General features: G+C 62.9%; 15 protein-coding genes. 5 read left to right on the top strand and 10 right to left on the bottom strand.

Annotated features, from left to right (window positions below):
- Positions 1-273 precede the first annotated feature (273 nt).
- From AC3WLM_RS15305 to AC3WLM_RS15295, 3 genes are read right to left on the bottom strand one after another with little or no spacing between them, the layout of a single operon-like run.
- Positions 274-1,341 (bottom strand): phosphotransferase, encoded by a 1,068-nt coding sequence (locus AC3WLM_RS15305; RefSeq protein WP_492477857.1) that lies wholly within the window; start codon positions 1,339-1,341, stop codon positions 274-276.
- On the bottom strand, positions 1,341-2,534 hold the full coding sequence (locus tag AC3WLM_RS15300; protein ID WP_492477856.1) for an acyl-CoA dehydrogenase family protein: 1,194 nt from the start codon (positions 2,532-2,534) through the stop codon (positions 1,341-1,343). The genes AC3WLM_RS15305 and AC3WLM_RS15300 overlap by 1 nt, the downstream gene beginning before the upstream one ends.
- 40 nt (positions 2,535-2,574) lie before the next feature.
- Positions 2,575-3,336: an SDR family NAD(P)-dependent oxidoreductase gene (locus AC3WLM_RS15295; RefSeq protein ID WP_492477854.1), complete on the bottom strand. Its 762-nt coding sequence runs from the start codon at positions 3,334-3,336 to the stop codon at positions 2,575-2,577.
- A 182-nt stretch (positions 3,337-3,518) separates the two neighbouring features.
- Between AC3WLM_RS15295 and AC3WLM_RS15290 the strand changes: the two genes are divergently transcribed.
- On the top strand, positions 3,519-4,133 hold the full coding sequence (locus AC3WLM_RS15290) for a TetR/AcrR family transcriptional regulator (RefSeq protein ID WP_427463329.1): 615 nt from the start codon (positions 3,519-3,521) through the stop codon (positions 4,131-4,133).
- Here the strand turns inward: AC3WLM_RS15290 and AC3WLM_RS15285 are convergent, their stop codons facing one another.
- The 6 genes from AC3WLM_RS15285 to AC3WLM_RS15260 all read right to left on the bottom strand — a co-directional run bounded on the left by AC3WLM_RS15285 (position 4,134) and on the right by AC3WLM_RS15260 (position 8,347).
- Positions 4,134-4,652 carry a cytochrome C gene (locus tag AC3WLM_RS15285; protein WP_492477852.1) on the bottom strand — a complete coding sequence of 173 codons (519 nt, stop codon included), beginning with the start codon at positions 4,650-4,652 and terminating at the stop codon, positions 4,134-4,136.
- Positions 4,653-4,662: 10 nt separating this feature from the next.
- Positions 4,663-5,205, bottom strand: coding sequence for a methylamine dehydrogenase light chain (locus tag AC3WLM_RS15280; protein ID WP_492477851.1), 543 nt, complete (start codon positions 5,203-5,205; stop codon positions 4,663-4,665).
- Between the two features lie 38 nt (positions 5,206-5,243).
- On the bottom strand, positions 5,244-5,846 hold the full coding sequence (locus tag AC3WLM_RS15275; protein WP_492477850.1) for a thioredoxin domain-containing protein: 603 nt from the start codon (positions 5,844-5,846) through the stop codon (positions 5,244-5,246).
- Positions 5,846-6,382, bottom strand: coding sequence for a MauE/DoxX family redox-associated membrane protein (locus AC3WLM_RS15270; protein ID WP_492477849.1), 537 nt, complete (start codon positions 6,380-6,382; stop codon positions 5,846-5,848). The genes AC3WLM_RS15275 and AC3WLM_RS15270 overlap by 1 nt, the downstream gene beginning before the upstream one ends.
- Positions 6,383-6,402: 20 nt before the next feature.
- On the bottom strand, positions 6,403-7,578 hold the full coding sequence (locus AC3WLM_RS15265; RefSeq protein ID WP_492477848.1) for an amine dehydrogenase large subunit: 1,176 nt from the start codon (positions 7,576-7,578) through the stop codon (positions 6,403-6,405).
- Between the two features lie 88 nt (positions 7,579-7,666).
- A complete protein-coding gene (locus tag AC3WLM_RS15260) occupies positions 7,667-8,347 on the bottom strand; it encodes a TetR/AcrR family transcriptional regulator (RefSeq protein WP_492477846.1) in 681 nt (226 codons plus the stop codon).
- Positions 8,348-8,535: 188 nt separating this feature from the next.
- On the opposite strand from AC3WLM_RS15260, the gene AC3WLM_RS15255 reads away from it, so the two are divergent.
- The 4 genes from AC3WLM_RS15255 to AC3WLM_RS15240 are packed head-to-tail and all read left to right on the top strand — an operon-like array spanning position 8,536 to position 12,713.
- Positions 8,536-9,012, top strand: coding sequence for a (2Fe-2S)-binding protein (locus tag AC3WLM_RS15255; protein ID WP_492477845.1), 477 nt, complete (start codon positions 8,536-8,538; stop codon positions 9,010-9,012).
- On the top strand, positions 9,009-11,171 hold the full coding sequence (locus AC3WLM_RS15250; RefSeq protein WP_492477844.1) for a xanthine dehydrogenase family protein molybdopterin-binding subunit: 2,163 nt from the start codon (positions 9,009-9,011) through the stop codon (positions 11,169-11,171). The genes AC3WLM_RS15255 and AC3WLM_RS15250 overlap by 4 nt, the downstream gene beginning before the upstream one ends.
- Positions 11,172-11,217: 46 nt before the next feature.
- A complete protein-coding gene (locus AC3WLM_RS15245) occupies positions 11,218-12,156 on the top strand; it encodes an XdhC family protein (RefSeq protein WP_492477843.1) in 939 nt (312 codons plus the stop codon).
- Positions 12,153-12,713 (top strand): nucleotidyltransferase family protein, encoded by a 561-nt coding sequence (locus tag AC3WLM_RS15240; RefSeq protein ID WP_062346229.1) that lies wholly within the window; start codon positions 12,153-12,155, stop codon positions 12,711-12,713. The genes AC3WLM_RS15245 and AC3WLM_RS15240 overlap by 4 nt, the downstream gene beginning before the upstream one ends.
- Here AC3WLM_RS15240 and AC3WLM_RS15235 read toward each other — a convergent pair.
- Positions 12,701-14,830, bottom strand: a complete 2,130-nt coding sequence (locus AC3WLM_RS15235) for a penicillin acylase family protein (RefSeq protein ID WP_492477842.1) — start codon at positions 14,828-14,830, stop codon at positions 12,701-12,703. The two genes, AC3WLM_RS15240 and AC3WLM_RS15235, sit on opposite strands and share 13 nt — an antisense overlap.
- Positions 14,831-14,903 lie beyond the last annotated feature (73 nt).

The raw sequence follows: 14,903 nt of genomic DNA, 5'->3' as shown, positions 1-14,903 counted from the left end.
CTTACCTCTCTGACAGTTAGTCAGCCCCCTCCTTTGCGCTGCAGCATGCCGGCGACCTGCCGCCGCCAGAATCAATCGCCTCCGCTTTGGCAGTATCGACAGGCCCGGCGCCTCCGCGCTTTTGCACCTGCTTTCCAGTATGCTTCGGCCGCCGAATCAGCAGCGGGTTTTCCCCACAAGAGCGACAAAGCAAACATGCGCTCGACGGACGAAAGGATCGGCGCAGACCGCAAATCACCAAGAACTGTTAAGGTTCGGATTCGAACCAATCACCTACCGGCAGCGCTCCATGGCTTCTCTCGCCAGCCGCGCGAGTACCGGAAATGCCTCCGCACGGTCCTTGGCATGCGCTGATGCGGCAGTACCCCGAAGGTAGCGCCCCTTGATGCCGTGGAAAATCGCGGCGAGCCGGAAATAGTTGAAGGCGACATAGAAATCCCACGACGCAATCGAGTCTCGCCCTGTCCGGCGGCAATAGGCAGCGACGTACTCGGCCTCGCCGGGAATGTTCAGTTCTGCCAGGTCCGCCCCTTCCAGCCCGGCCACGATATTGGGCGGCATGCGGTACATCATCGCGTGATAAGCGAAATCGGCCAGTGGATGCCCCAGCGTCGACAGCTCCCAGTCGAGCACGGCAATCACACGCGGTTCGGTGGGGTGAAAGATCATGTTGTCACAGCGGAAGTCCCCGTGAACGATGCTGGTCTCGTCCCCTTCGGGAATGGCTGTCGGCAGCCAATCGACCAGGGCATCCATGTTCGGATCCCGCCCGGCAAGTTCGTCCTCGAGGTACTGCTTCGACCAGCGGCCGACCTGGCGCACGAAGTAGTTGCCAGGCTTGCCGTAGTCGCCCAACCCCACAGCTTCATGGTCGATCGAGTGCAATTGCGCGATCGTTGCGTTCATCGCGTCGAAATAGGCCGGCCGCTCTTCGCGGGAAACGTCAGGAAAGGTCGCATCCCAAAATATGCGGCCCTCGACCATCTCCATCACATAGAACCAGCTGCCAATGACACTTTCATCGGTGCACAATCCGTGGACATGCGCCACCGGAAAGCCAACGGACCCGAGAGCCAAGAGTACCTTGGCCTCCCGCTCGACCGCGTGTGCCCCCTTCAGCACTGGCCCTGGTGGCTTGCGGCGCAGGACATAGGCGCGGCCTGGCGTGATCAGCTTGTAGGTCGGGTTCGATTGCCCGCCCTTGAACTGCTCCACCTCAAGCGGCCCCGAAAAGCCCTCGACATTGGCCTCCATCCACTTCGCAAGCGCGGCCTCATCGAAGCGGTAGCCCTCGCGAACCGGCGTGGTGCCGGCATTTGCCTCCTGCGCCGTGCCGCCCATCAGTGTGCCGTCCCCGCCTGTGCGTGGCGCCAGTCGCGGCGGATCTTCTTGGCAAGGCTCCACTTGTGGACCTCGGTCGGGCCATCATAGATGCGGAACGCGCGCACTTCGCGGAACATCTGCTCGACGATCGTGTCGGAGGTGACGCCCGTTCCGCCCATCACCTGCACGCACTTGTCGGCCACGCGCATCAGCGCCTCGGACACAGCAACCTTGGCCATCGAGCTTTCGACCGTGCCGAGCGAGCCGGTATCAAGGACGCCTGCGCACCAGTCGATCATCAGTTCGGCCTGCTTCAGGTCGATCATGTTCTCGGCCAGCATGAAGCCCACGCCTTCGTGATCGATCAACTGCTTGCCGAACGCCATGCGCTTGTTGGCATAATCGGAAGCGATCTCCTGCGCGCGGATGCAGCCGCCGAGCCAACGCATGCAGTGCGATAGGCGCGCCGGGCTCAGGCGAACCTGGGCATACTTGAAGCCCTCGCCCGGCTCGCCCAGCATCTGGTCTGCCGAAACGCGAAGGTCCTTGATGTCGATCACCGCATGGCCGCCGGGCATGTTGCTGTCGATGGTGTTCGGCACGCGCACGATCTCGATCGCCGGATCGGGCAGGTCGACAAGGAACATGCACGCCCCGCCCTCCTCGTCCTTCGCCATGACGATGCCGACCTTGGCACCCTTGGCACCGGTAATGAACGCCTTGCGCCCGTTGATCACCCAGTGGTTGCCGTCGCGGCGGCAGGTTGTCTGCATCATCGAAGGGTCGGAACCCGCTCCGCCGGTCTCCGCAGGCTCTGTCATGAAGAACGCCGACCGCGCCTTGCCCGACACCAGCGGCTTGAGGAACCGTTCCTTCAGTTCGGGGCTGCCAACCTTGCCGAGCAGGTACATGTTGCCCTCGTCCGGCGCCTGCGTGTTCACTGCCAGCATGCCGAGCGGCGAGAGGCCCGAACGGATCAGCACGACCGCCGTCTCGCGCTGGCTGAGGTGGCGACCATCGGCCAGGATGTGGGGCGTAAGCACGCCCGCCGCGCGGGCCTTCTCGCGCATTTCCATGACCATCTCGTCAAGCGGCGCGCCGTGATCGTCACGACGTGGATCGCTCTCGTACGGGATCACTTCCTCGCGAACGAACCGCTCTACCCGATCCGCGATTTCCAATGCGGCGTCCATGCCGATGCCAGTTGCCATTTGCTTCACTCCTCAATCGCGGGATCGTTTGATGATCGTATCAGCGCGGCGCCATGCGGATTGCGCCGTCAAGGCGGATGACTTCGGCGTTGAGCATCGGATTGGTCACGATGCTTTCGACCATGCGCGCGTATTCTTCGGGCTTGCCCAGACGGCTCGGGAACGGGACCTGGCTCCCCAGCGAATCCTGCGCTTCCTGCGGCAGGGACTGCAGCAGGGGCGTCAGGAACAGACCCGGCGCGATCGTGTTCACGCGGATGCCGTAGCGCGCAAATTCCCGCGCAATCGGCAGCGCCATGCCGACAACGCCGCCCTTTGACGCAGAATAGGCGGCTTGCCCGATCTGCCCTTCGAACGCTGCGACGCTGGCGGTGTTGATGATGACGCCGCGCTCCTCGCCAACCTGCTCGGCATCGAAGATGCGGGCCGCGAACTTCGAAAGCACGTTGAACGTGCCGATCAGATTGATCTGGATGATCTTGCTGAAATCCTTGAGCGGTATGGCCTTGCCATCGCGGCCGATGACCTTGGCGGGTGGGCCGATCCCGGCGCAATTCACCAGAATGCGTGCCTTGCCGTTCATCGCCTCAGCTTCAAGGATGGCGTTGTCGACCGCGTCTTCGTCGGTCACGTCAACCTTGAAGAAGCTGCCTCCGATGGTTGCCGCGTGCGCCCGCCCCAGGTCTTCGTTCAAATCAAAGATCGAAACTTTCGCGCCAAGTTCAGCGAGTCGCGCCGCAGTCCCTCCGCCGAGACCGGAAGCACCACCGGTTACGATCGCAGCCAGATCATTGATTTCCATAGCCAATCCAATCCTATCAGCAGCAAGCCAGAAGCTTTCCCGACCTACTGGAACAATATATACTCACGAGTAGGTATTGTTCTTTTGGGTATGGTGTCAATCGCAAGACTGCCCTACCCTGCGCGCGACAAAAGCGCCGCTCGCGTCGAGTTTCCAACTGGCAGAACACGCAGGTACCGTCCTTGGCCCCACGATCGCCCTTCAAGACCGCCGCAGAACGCAGCGAAGAACGTGAAGCCAAGCGCATGGCCGTGCTGACCGCTGCAGTGCGCATGTTCAACGCGCGCGGCTATCACCAGACTTCGCTGGACGACGTGGCCGCCAGCCTCGGCATCTCGAAGCCGACGATCTACCACTACCTCGGCAACAAGGAGCAGGTGCTGATCGAATGCCTCACCATTGGCATGAACCAGTTGCTCGCCGCAGCCGAACAGGCGCGATTGATCCATGGCCTCGGCCTGGAGCGTCTGCGCGCGTTCCTGATCGACTATGCCGAGATCAACATGAACGACTTTGGCCGCTGCAACATCCTGACGGCCAACGAAGCCCTGTCGCCAGACGCCCGTGAGACGATACGCCTTCGCAAGCGCCGCATCGACGCAACACTGCGCGAGCTTGTCGCCGAGGCGATAGCCGATGGATCCGCCGCCCCGTGCGACCCCAAGCTCGCGGCGCTCACCTTGGCGAGCGCACTTAATGGCCCCTCCCGCTGGCATCGCCCCGAAGGCGAACTGCCCGAGCGCGAGATTGCCGTAAAGCTGGTCGACTTCCTCACAGCGGGCCTTGCTCCGCGCTGATCAATTGCCGTTGTAGAAGTTGCGGAACGAGGCAGGTGCGCCGCACTTGCCGATCGCCGTTTCCACATGCCGCATGCGCTCACGCACCAGCGAGGCCGAGGTCAGCGCGAACTGACGCTCATAGCCGACCTCCGCCGCCGTGAAAGGCTTCGTGCCGGGCAAGACGCTCGTGCCGCCAAGGCCGAAGACCATGAAGTTTAGCATGTCAGCCAGTTGCTGGTTGTCGCTGATCCGGCTCTTGGCGATGTTTGGCAGCCGCAGCAGATAGGCGCGGGTATCAGCCGTGCACATCATGTAGCCTACGCGCCCGCGCAATTCCGGCAGCCTGGCTGGCGCAGAAAGGCCCTGCACCCCGTGGCACCCGGCGCAATGTTCGACATAATCGGCCTTGGCCAGCTCAGGATCGCCGATCGCCGCCAGTCCATTCGCAACCGTCTCGGCGCGCGGATCGCCCGCAGATACCGCAGGCATCGCAATTGCCAGCGCCGCGATAACTCCGGCCAAGGCCAACACGCGCATCGCCCGATCCTCAGGCCGCGCCGATCATCATCGCGGTGGAGCAGTGATACTCCATGCTGCTCGTACCGAAGCACCAGATGATATTGTTGTTGAGCTGCGGCAGATAGAGCTGCGTCTCGCGATCGATATTGTCACAATTGCACTGGCCGCAGGCGGGCTTTCCGCAACAATCGCGATAGGCGATCATGTAGGCCTTGCCGTCATCCGGATTGATGCACGAACCCACCCACGAAACCGGCGATGGTTCGGCGCCTGCCGGGCAAGTATGGATGCCCCCGCCACAGCAGGTGCACAGCGCGCCATCGATGGCGCAATAACGCCAGTAGTTGCACTTGGTCTGGTCGCTCGTCTGCGCGCTGCGCGCAAACGCGGTCTTGGCTTCGGGCGAACGATCAGGCTTGGCCGCTTCGGCGCGGCTCACCGGCAGCAACGGGAAGACCGGTGCAGCCACCAGCGCCGCCCCCATCCGCGCAAGGATGCCACGACGCGATGTTCCGCCAGCAAAGCGCCGCAAAAGCTTCTCGCCCATCGCATCGGGATTGAAACGCTTCATCGAATGCCCCCTATGATCCTTTGGATGCGCGTGACCGATCAGGCCGCAGCGACGGTCTTCAGCTTGCCGATGTAATCCTGCACCGTGGCGATCCCCATTTCATGCGCCACCACCAGGCTCTCGAGATGCTCGCGGCTGTTTACCAGGCCCTTTGACAGGATCGTGCCGTCCGCATCGAGCAGCACCGCGTAAGGCAGCTTGCCCACCTCAAACGCCTGCCCCACCTCCGGTCCGTTGATGAAGCGGTAGCTTTCCAGCCCCTGCGCCGCAATCAGCCCGCGCTGCACCTGCGCGTCGTCGTCGCCGACGAAGGTCAATTCGACCCGCTCGTCCTTGGCAAAGGAGCGCGCCGCCGGGATCAGGCCCTTGCACAGCGGGCACGTTGCCGAGACGAACATCAACAGCCGAAGCGGCACGTTTTTAGCAGGTCCACCAACGATCACGTCCTTGCCATCCAGTGTGCGCGCCGGAACCGCAGGAGCCGTGCCCCCGACCGCAGGCCCGCCGCTGGTCTGCAAGGCGCCCGCCGGAGCCACCCGCATGTGCAGCACGCCCACTTGCCGCGCCAGCGCCAGCAGCGCCACCACCAGGGCTATGATCACCAGCCATGACAGGACCTGCCCAACGATCAGTGCCGTCATCATCGCGAATTCCTTTCCATGGCGAGAGGCCCTTGGGCCAGCGCCGCCAATGTGTTGGCCAGAAGGGTTATAAGATAAAGTGCCGTGCCAGCGGCTAGACCGATCAGCCATTGTGCCGAAGCGAACTGCGGCTGTGGCAGCAGCGCGGGAACCAGCAGCAGAGCCAGCACGAGGTTGCGTGTCACGAGCGCGCGACTGAGGGGCTGGCGAAGTTCTGACCGGCCGCACCCGCAATCGATGTGCGAACGGCCCCGGCCGATGTTGATCGCCATGGCCGCCGCAAAGACCAGCAGCAACAGACCGGCCGGCACTGCTGCAAGGCGAACGCCGCAGATCAGCGCAATGCCAACCGCCACTTCGGCAAAAGGCAGCGTCGCCGCGACCACCGGAACCAATGCCTCCGGCAGCAAGCGATAGTTGGCGACGACGCCGGAAAATATCCGCCGGCTGCGCAACTTTGCAATGCCAGCGCCAACGAACACCGCGCCAACACCGATCGCCCCTGCCGTGCCGGCGATCCCCATTGCTGTCTGCATGCTCAAGGCGTCGCCGGTGATCACATCGGCTCCACGACGGTGATCAAGCCGCCACCGGCGTTTTCGATCTCGTGCTTCACCTCGCCTGTCTTGGAATCAATAACCTGCGCATCGCCCTTGTAGCCGTTGACCATGATCATGGCCGCATCGTCCTGCGTGATCTGGATGTTGCCCGGCTTGCCTTCCACGGGAATGCGCTTGACCAGCTTCCTGGCCGCCAGGTCCACGCCCCAGATTTCCTCGGCGCCTTCCTTGTGGCTCCAGTATTCGCCTTTGTGCATCAGTACCCACAGCGTGCCGCTGGGCCTGTGCAGCGCAACCGGCTGCATCCCGCCGGGATACCAGGCAATATCGAGCGGCTTGACATCGGCGGACTTCATCCCGCCCGCTTCCTGGATCGAAAACGGCGTGCTGACCTCGACCTTGGCACCGATCGAAGCCGTGCGGATCAGGCCGGTATAGCTGACCATCACCGCCTGCTTCTTCTTGCGATCATAGACGGTGTTCGAAAAGATCGGGTCTGCCGCAGCGTCGAAGAACGGCTCGGTCCGCGTGATGTCCTGCGTTGTGCCCTTGATGGCCACGGTCGCGATCGTGCCGTCTGCGCAGAGCGAGGAGAACCCCACGCCCGGATTGGGAATCATCCCCGCGCACCCCGGCAGTTCCACCGCACGCACGAACTTGCGCTTCACCATGTCGATGATGTTCACCGACGAGGCCGGATCGAAGTTGTAGTCGTAGGCGGTCTTGCCATCGTCGGTCAGCACGAAGTTGGTCGTAAACCCGCCGACGATCAGGCGCCCCGGCGTGGGGATTTCGCTTACCAGCTTCAGAGTCTTGCTGTCGTAGATCGAAACCAGATCCTGGCGCGTGCCACGGTTGACCTTGGACCAGATTGTTTCGGCAACGTAGTAGAACTTGCCCGATGGGTCGATCGCCATATCGGAATCGCGGCTGGTGTTGACCATGCCGACCATCTTGCCCGTGCCAGCGTCGAAGATGCTCGAACCTGCCGATCCCCAGCCGCCACGGACGTAGAACCAGCTTGCCTTGGGCGGCTCCAAGGTCATCACGCCTGGCTCTTCGGCCTCCGGCACCACGGTTTCGGCGAATGCCGGCATGGCATGAAGACCTGCCAGCGCTCCGGTCAGCATCGAACCCAGAACAACTCGCGCCACCTTGCGTTGAAGCGTCATCTCGGCCCCCTTTGCCAGTCCGCAGGGCAGAGACTTGACGCATGTCCAGATTCGGTCAACGCCTTTTTTGCGTGTGCGAAACGATGCGCTACCTGCGGTCGGCCAGGCCCGCAATTTCTGCCGAAGTTATCGACTTGGCAAGCGATACCAGCGCATGTGTCGCAATTGCGGTATAGGCGCTCATCCGCGAGGCCCAAGGCTTCTGGTATCCGAGGAAAGGCGTCGCCCCCTCCATAGACGCGCTGATGTAAAGCGCGACATCGCGGATCTCCTGCGCGCTCAGTGACGGGTTCAGTTCAGCGATATACTCCGCGATGAATTCGTGCACGCGCTGATAGAACAGGCGTACACGGTCGGCCACGAATTCGTTGTGGTTGGCCAGAGCCCACAGCTCCGTGAACAGCCTGGTGGTTCGCTTGCCCGCGATGTCGTCGAGGCACATGACGACGATCAGTCGCAGCCGCTCCTCGGCGTCGAGACCAGGCTGACGGACGGTGCGCTCGAGAAGCTTGTCATAGTTCCCGATGATGTCATCGAGCAGCGTCTGGATCAGCAGTTCCTTCTTGGGAAAGTGGTAGCTGACATTCCCCACTTTCATCCCGCATTCCGCAGCGATCCGCCGAATGGTAAAGGCCCCTGCCCCCTCATCGATCAGGACGCGCAGCGCCGCCTTGATGATCGCGTCGACCGTCTCCGTCCCACGAGCGTAGGTGCCCGGCCGCCGGGCGGATGGCAAGTCGGTGTCTAAGGTCTCGGGAAGCGCAGCCATTACGCACCGCGCATAACACCGCGCCGCCCAGAGACCAAGGTCGCGCTTGCACCGATTGCCGCTCAACGGTTACTTGCCCAACAAGGCGCTTGACCCATACCGGATGCCTGTCCAGATTCCGGAAGTCACAAGCCGGTGCCATCAGGCGTCCCGCTTTGCCCTTCCGGATTATCCAGGGATTTCAGGCGATGAGCATTACCCTCACCGTAAACGGCCGCAAACGCGTTGTCGAAGCCGAAGCAGACAAGCCCTTGCTCTGGGTAATACGCGAAGATCTCGACATGCCGGGGACCAAGTTCGGCTGCGGCGCTGGCCTGTGTGGTGCCTGCACCGTTCACCTCGATGGCGATGCCGTTCGCTCGTGCCAGACGCCGATTGCCGATGCCGCCGGCAAGTCGATCACCACGATCGAGGGCATCGGCCTCAATGCGCTCGGCAAGCGCGTGCAGGACGCATGGGTCGCGCTCGACGTGCCGCAGTGCGGCTATTGCCAGGCCGGGCAGATCATGTCCGCCACCGCACTGCTCAAGCAGAACCCGAAACCTACACCGGCCGATATCGACGGCTGGATGAGCGGCAACATCTGCCGCTGCGCAACCTATATGCGCATTCGCGCCGCCATCCGCACCGCCGCAGGCCTTCCGTCTGAGGAGACCGCAGCATGAGCGACCAGTTGACCCTCTCCCGCCGCTCGTTCATCGCCGCCTCGCTGGCTGGCGGCACGGCACTCACTCTCGACGCATCGGTCGTCCTCGCCGCTGCAACGGCCACTGCACCCGCCGACGTCCTCAACGCCTTCGTCCGCATCAATGCCGACAACACCGTGACCATCGGTGCCAAGAACCCGGAGATCGGACAGGGCGTAAAGGTCATGCTGCCCATGCTGATCGCCGAGGAAATGGACATCGCCTGGGAGCAGGTTCGCATCGAGCAGACCGATGCAAACGAAAAGATCTATGGCGTACAGACCGCAGGAGGCAGCACGGCAACACCGCGCAATTGGCTACCCATGCGCCAGGTCGGCGCCGCAGCCCGCGCCATGCTTGTTTCCGCTGCAGCAAAGAGGTGGGGTGTCGATCCCGCCAGCCTCACCACGGCCAGGGGTGCCGTGATCCAGCCGTCCTCCGGCAAGAGCCTGACCTACGCCTCTCTGGCCAGGGCCGCCGCTGCCGAAACCCCGCCCGATCTCGCCAAGGTCCAGTTGAAGGACGAGAAAACCTTCACGATCATCGGCAAATCCAAGCCCGGTGTCGACGTGCCGAAGATCGTCAAGGGCGAGCCCCTTTACGGCATCGACACCAGCCTCCCGGGCATGGTTCACGCCGCCATCGTCAAGTGCCCGTCCCACGGCGGCACGGTCGCCTCGTTCGATGACGCGGCGGCAAAAGCCATCCCCGGCGTGCTCGGCGTCGTCGCCGTCAACAGCGGCTTCGTTCCACAGGGCAAGTCCGACACGGTGGTCGTCATCGCCGACAGCTGGTGGAAAGCCAGCAAGGCACGCGAAAAGCTCGCCGTGAAATGGGACGACGCTGCCGTCACAGGCTTTTCAACCGCCAAATACGAAGCCGACGCCGCGAAGATCGTCGGCAACGCCCCGCAAGCCAGCCTGTTCAAGGTCGGCGATCCGGACGCCACGCTCGCCAAGGCGGCAAAGGTGGTCAAGGCGGACTACGAATACCCCTTCCTCGCCCACGCATCGCTCGAACCACAAAACTGCACGGCGATGTTCCAGAACGGCAAGCTCGAGATCTGGGCGCCCAGCCAGGCGCCCGCGGGCGGGCGCGAGGAAACCGCCAAGCTATGCGGCCTGAACGCCGATGACCTTACCATCCACCTGACACGGATCGGTGGCGGCTTCGGACGTCGCCTGATGAATGACTACATGGTGATCGCCGGCCAGGTCGCGAAGGCCATGCCCGGAAAGCCGGTCAAGGTCCTCTACGACCGCACGGACGATTTCCGCCACGATTTCTACCGCCCCGCCGGCTGGCACCGCTTCACCGCCGGTCTCGATGCCAACGGGGCGCTCATTGCCCTCAAGGACCACTTCGTGACGTTCGGCGCTGATGGCAAACCGATCCGCGCCGCGCAGATGGCGCCGAGCGAGTTCCCCGCGCCGGTCGTGCCCAACGTCGACCTCGGCGCCAGCTACATGGCGACCAACCTCGCCACCGGCTGGCTGCGCGCGCCGACCTCGAACGCCATGTCGTTCGTGTGGCAGTCGTTCATGGACGAGGTTGCCGAAGTCGCAGGGCTCGATCTCCCCGAGTTCATGCGCCGCACCCTCGGGGCACCGCGCGAGATCCCGGGCGAGCGCGTGAAGTTCCACACCGGCCGGGCGCGCGGCGTGATCGACGCGGTGTGCAAGTCCGCTGGATTGCAAGGCCGCAAAAAGGGCCGCGGCTTCGGCTTCTACTTCAGCCACCTTGGCTATTTCGCTGAAATTGTTGATCTTTCGATGAAGGACGGCAACATCCAGATCGATAAGGTCTGGGTGGCAGGCGACATCGGCGCGCACGTCATCAATCCGATCAACGCGCTGAACCAGGCGCAAGGCTGCGTGATCGATGGAATTGGCCAGGCGCTCGTTGGACAGAAGATCGTGCAAGAGAACGGCGCAATCACCGCCGAGAATTTCGGGGACTTCGCCCTCATGCGGATTGATGCGGCGCCTCGAGAAATCGTGGTCGAATTCGTTAAGACAGACTTCCCGCCGACCGGTCTTGGCGAACCGGCTCTTCCTCCGGTCATTCCTGCTCTGGCAAACGCAATCTACTCGCTCACAGGAAAACGGCATCGCCGCCTTCCGTTGGAGATGATATAGCCCGCGGCGCATGGTCGCGACGACTCCCTTAGACATTCTTCGCTTCTTGTCCGCTCGTGCGGATGAAGGCGTGGAGACCGTGCTCGTCACTCTGGTTGCGGTGATCGGCGGATCCTCGCGCGGCATTGGCACGCAAATGGCCGTCGCGGCAGACGGTCGACGGGTTGGTTCGTTCTCAGGCGGTTGCATTGAAGACGCCGTGGCGGCGGAGGCACTGGAAACGCTGGCCGACGGCTGGGGGCATGTGGTCCGTTACGGTATCGGTTCCCCCTATATCGACATTCGCCTGCCGTGCGGTGGGGGAATAGATCTCCTGTTCACGCCTCGCCCGGATACTGCGTCGATCCGCAAGGCTCTCGATTTGCTGGGAGAACGCCAGCCAGCCGCACTTCGGTTGGAATGCGATCGGGTCACAGTGGTGGCAGACGCGCAGGAAGCGCCATGGAATGGCGAATGTCTGACCCACTGCTACCAGCCGGCATTGCGCATTCATGCATTGGGCCAAGGCGAAGATCTTACGGCTTTTGCCAGATTGGCCAAAGCCTTCGGCGCACAAGTTCATGCACTATCCCCTGACGTCGGCACTTGCATGGACCTTGCCGCTCTCGAGATCGCAACCACCCGCATCCAGGTGCGCTCAACCTTACCATTGACCGCGTCCGATCACTGGTCCGCTATCGTGTTCCTGTTTCACGGGCGTGATTGGGAAGAGTATCTGCTGCCACAGGCGCTTGCGCTCCCGGCATTCTACCACGGCGCCATCGGCAGTCGGCGCACACATCGCGCAAGGCTTGATGCCTTGCAGGCAAGCGGCGTCCCCTTGGAACAGATCGCGCGTCTGCGCGGCCATATCGGGCTTATTCCTTCCACCCGCGATCCGGCAACGCTTGCCGTTTCCCTGCTCGCCGAACTCGTTGCCGAATACAACACTCTCGCGCATTGGACCTACTGGACAGGCGAATCCCTGGCCGACGCAGAGCAATGACAGTTGCCGACATCGTCGTCGTTCTCCTCGCTGCCGGGCGCGGAAGTCGCTTCGGCGGCAGCAAGCTTGCCGCGACGCTTGCAGGCCGGCCACTGGCCCGGCACCTCGGTGACCGTCTGGCAGCCTTGCCGTTCAAGCGAAAGCTGATCATCTGCTCCGAAGCTACGCCCGAGGTCGAAGGCTTCGAGAGGATCGCGCTCGAACCAATCGGCGCTCCACTGTCCCGCTCGATTGCCACTGGCATTGGCGAAATTCCCGATGCCTGCGCTGCCTTGATTGCCCTCGCAGACATGCCGCTCGTGCCGACCAGCCATTTTGAGAATCTCATTCAGGCGTTCGATGGCGATCACATTGGCACCAGCGTGGCCGATCGCACGATGGTTCCTGCCATCTTCGGCGCGCGGCATTTTCCGGCTCTGCGCTCGCTCCAAGGTGATCGCGGAGCCGCTGCCCTGCTGCGCAATGCACCAGCAATCCCGCTGGATCAGCATCTTGCCCTTGATATCGACACGCCCGAAGACCTGGCGCGCGCTGAAGCGATCATTCAGGGGCGATAGGTCTTCTCGACATGCCCCTTGATGTCTTCGGGGTAGAAGTAGACCGCCCTCATCTTTCCTGCCGCATATAGCTCGGCCTGATCGTTGAAATGGAGTGACCCTTCGCGGCCACTGGCCCCGCCCGACGATACCGCCATGGCTTTCACTTTCGGGCCGAACTCGACCACGGCCACAAAGCTGTTCCCGCTCGTGCCGTACCACCGCCTGGTTCCCGGATATTGCTTCGTCCCAAACGATGCCAACGAACCCCAGCGGGCTGAAGAGAATGCCACGGGCAAACTGGGCTTGTCGTCAGCGAACGGCTGGATGATGTCCGAAGTGGTGCGCTGATAGCGGTTGACCTCGCTCCAAGGCACTTGCCACCCGCCAAAGTCGGCCTGCAAGCGCGCAACCGCGCGTGCAAGCGCCGCCCTGCGCTGCTGCTCCGTCGTCGCCCGCATCGCGGCGAAGACGTTGCCGGTGCGCGGCAGCGACTTGCGCACGTCAGCCTCCAGTTCGTCGCCCCAATAGTGTGCAAGGCTCATGGCCTGTGAACCTGCCGACCATCGCCGGTCCCAGCCCTTGAGTAGCGCAACCGGCCCGCTCAGCGGATCTGTTGCAGCCACCTGCGCCAGCCCCGTAATCAGGTCTTCGAACAGCGGCATGTGCGGATCGTAGGCGAGCGCCCGCAGGCTTTCCAGATCGAGCCCCTGCGCCTTGCCCAGCAGCTCAAGCGCATGGTCGCCGCGTGGATTGGCCCCGACCTGGTCGAACGTCGCTGGCCAGCGCGCCGCATTCAGCGTGCCTTCCCCTGCCGCGCGCCACGGCGCATCGTTGGAATTGTAGACCCAGCCTGACTGCGGATTGACCACGTCAGGCCGCTCTGCCGGCCCATATAGCCCCTTCCAATCGGCTCCAGGATCGCTCCCATCCACCGGTTCGCGATAGTCGAACCTCGCATCCCGACGGGGCGCGAATTGCGGCATGAGCAGCGCGATATTGCCGGCACGATCGGCGTACAGGGTGTTGTTCGACGAATTGGCGCGATACTCGGCGATCCTGAGAAATTCCGCCTTATCGCGGGCCTTTGTGCGCAACCATGACTGGCTGAGCGCAGCTATTGGCCGGTGCATCAAGGAAAGGGCAATCCACTTGCGGCTCTTTCCCTCACCGCTCTGCCGCACTATTGGTCCATGGTCGCTGGCGTAAGTCCGGAAGGTTCGCTCGGCCAGGCTTCCATCCGGTTTGCGGAAGCGCAGAACGATCGGCTTCACCGCGAACGGCTTGAATGCAGATCCGCGCTTGTAAAGCCACTTGCCCCGCCTTCGCGCGACTGTCTCGACGAATTCGTCGACGTTGTCGGCACCGCTGGTGGTGTGCATCCAGCCAAGCTTCTCGTTGAAGCCCTGATAGATGAAGAACTGCCCCCAGGTTGAGGCGCCATAGGCATGCAGCCCTTCCCGGCTCTTCATCTCCAGCTCGGATCGGAAGAACAGCGAGGTATGCGGGTTTATAAGCAGCAAAGCATTGCCATTCGCCGTGCGCTTGGGCGCTATCGCGATCCCATTCGAACCGCGCGGCTCGTCGTCCCGCAGCATTTCCCTTGCCAGCGCCAGGGGGCTTGCTTCGCCACCGTAGAACGCGGCGAGAGGCTTGAGCGCTGCCTTCTCGATGTCCCCACCGATCGATCCTTCGGTAAATGAGAGCGCCATCCATGGCTCGAAGCGGGTCAGGACTTTCGGCGTGTCTTGCGGGTGGGTCGCGATGTAATGGTTCAGGCCGGCCGCCCAGGCATCCATGAGCTTGCGCAGCCAAGCCGGCGAAGCCGCATAGTCGCGCTTGAGAGCGTCCGGATCGATCCACAACCGCTGTCGCAGGTCCTGCCACAGAAAGTCCTCGCCCTCGGTCTCCGCCCGTCGCCCCAGCGCAGTCAGCAGGTTCGCCTCGATGCGCGGGAAATCATCCTCCGCCTGCGCATAGATTGCGCCGAATACGGCATCGGCATCGGTACTGCCATCGACATGGGCAATGCCCCAGTCATCGCGGGTTATCTTGACGTCATGGCTGCTTGCGTGCGCAGGTCGGGCAGCCATAAGAAGGGCCAGCAACGCGCTGCGGGAAAGGGCTCCGAAGGTCATCGACCTGTCCTAGCGCCTTTCCCGCAGCATGGCGAAGGAAGAGAGCGGGACCCTTCGCCAATTCGGTAACCGG

The organism is Novosphingobium sp. FW305-C-30-35 (genome assembly GCF_058783135.1).
The sequence above is the reverse complement of the archived record's forward strand: the minus strand, read 5'-3'. Positions and strand labels throughout refer to the sequence as shown.

Bases quoted from the DNA above. Each gene is read 5' to 3' on its own strand.
- AC3WLM_RS15305 (WP_492477857.1), bottom strand. From the start codon at position 1,341: ATGGGCGGCACGGCGCAGGAGGCAAATGCCGGCACCACGCCGGTTCGC.
- AC3WLM_RS15300 (WP_492477856.1), bottom strand. From the start codon at position 2,534: ATGGCAACTGGCATCGGCATGGACGCCGCATTGGAAATCGCGGATCGG.
- AC3WLM_RS15295 (WP_492477854.1), bottom strand. From the start codon at position 3,336: ATGGAAATCAATGATCTGGCTGCGATCGTAACCGGTGGTGCTTCCGGT.
- AC3WLM_RS15285 (WP_492477852.1), bottom strand. From the start codon at position 4,652: ATGCGCGTGTTGGCCTTGGCCGGAGTTATCGCGGCGCTGGCAATTGCG.
- AC3WLM_RS15280 (WP_492477851.1), bottom strand. From the start codon at position 5,205: ATGAAGCGTTTCAATCCCGATGCGATGGGCGAGAAGCTTTTGCGGCGC.
- AC3WLM_RS15275 (WP_492477850.1), bottom strand. From the start codon at position 5,846: ATGACGGCACTGATCGTTGGGCAGGTCCTGTCATGGCTGGTGATCATA.
- AC3WLM_RS15270 (WP_492477849.1), bottom strand. From the start codon at position 6,382: ATGCAGACAGCAATGGGGATCGCCGGCACGGCAGGGGCGATCGGTGTT.
- AC3WLM_RS15265 (WP_492477848.1), bottom strand. From the start codon at position 7,578: ATGACGCTTCAACGCAAGGTGGCGCGAGTTGTTCTGGGTTCGATGCTG.
- AC3WLM_RS15260 (WP_492477846.1), bottom strand. From the start codon at position 8,347: ATGGCTGCGCTTCCCGAGACCTTAGACACCGACTTGCCATCCGCCCGG.
- AC3WLM_RS15255 (WP_492477845.1), top strand. From the start codon at position 8,536: ATGAGCATTACCCTCACCGTAAACGGCCGCAAACGCGTTGTCGAAGCC.
- AC3WLM_RS15250 (WP_492477844.1), top strand. From the start codon at position 9,009: ATGAGCGACCAGTTGACCCTCTCCCGCCGCTCGTTCATCGCCGCCTCG.
- AC3WLM_RS15240 (WP_062346229.1), top strand. From the start codon at position 12,153: ATGACAGTTGCCGACATCGTCGTCGTTCTCCTCGCTGCCGGGCGCGGA.
- AC3WLM_RS15235 (WP_492477842.1), bottom strand. From the start codon at position 14,830: ATGACCTTCGGAGCCCTTTCCCGCAGCGCGTTGCTGGCCCTTCTTATG.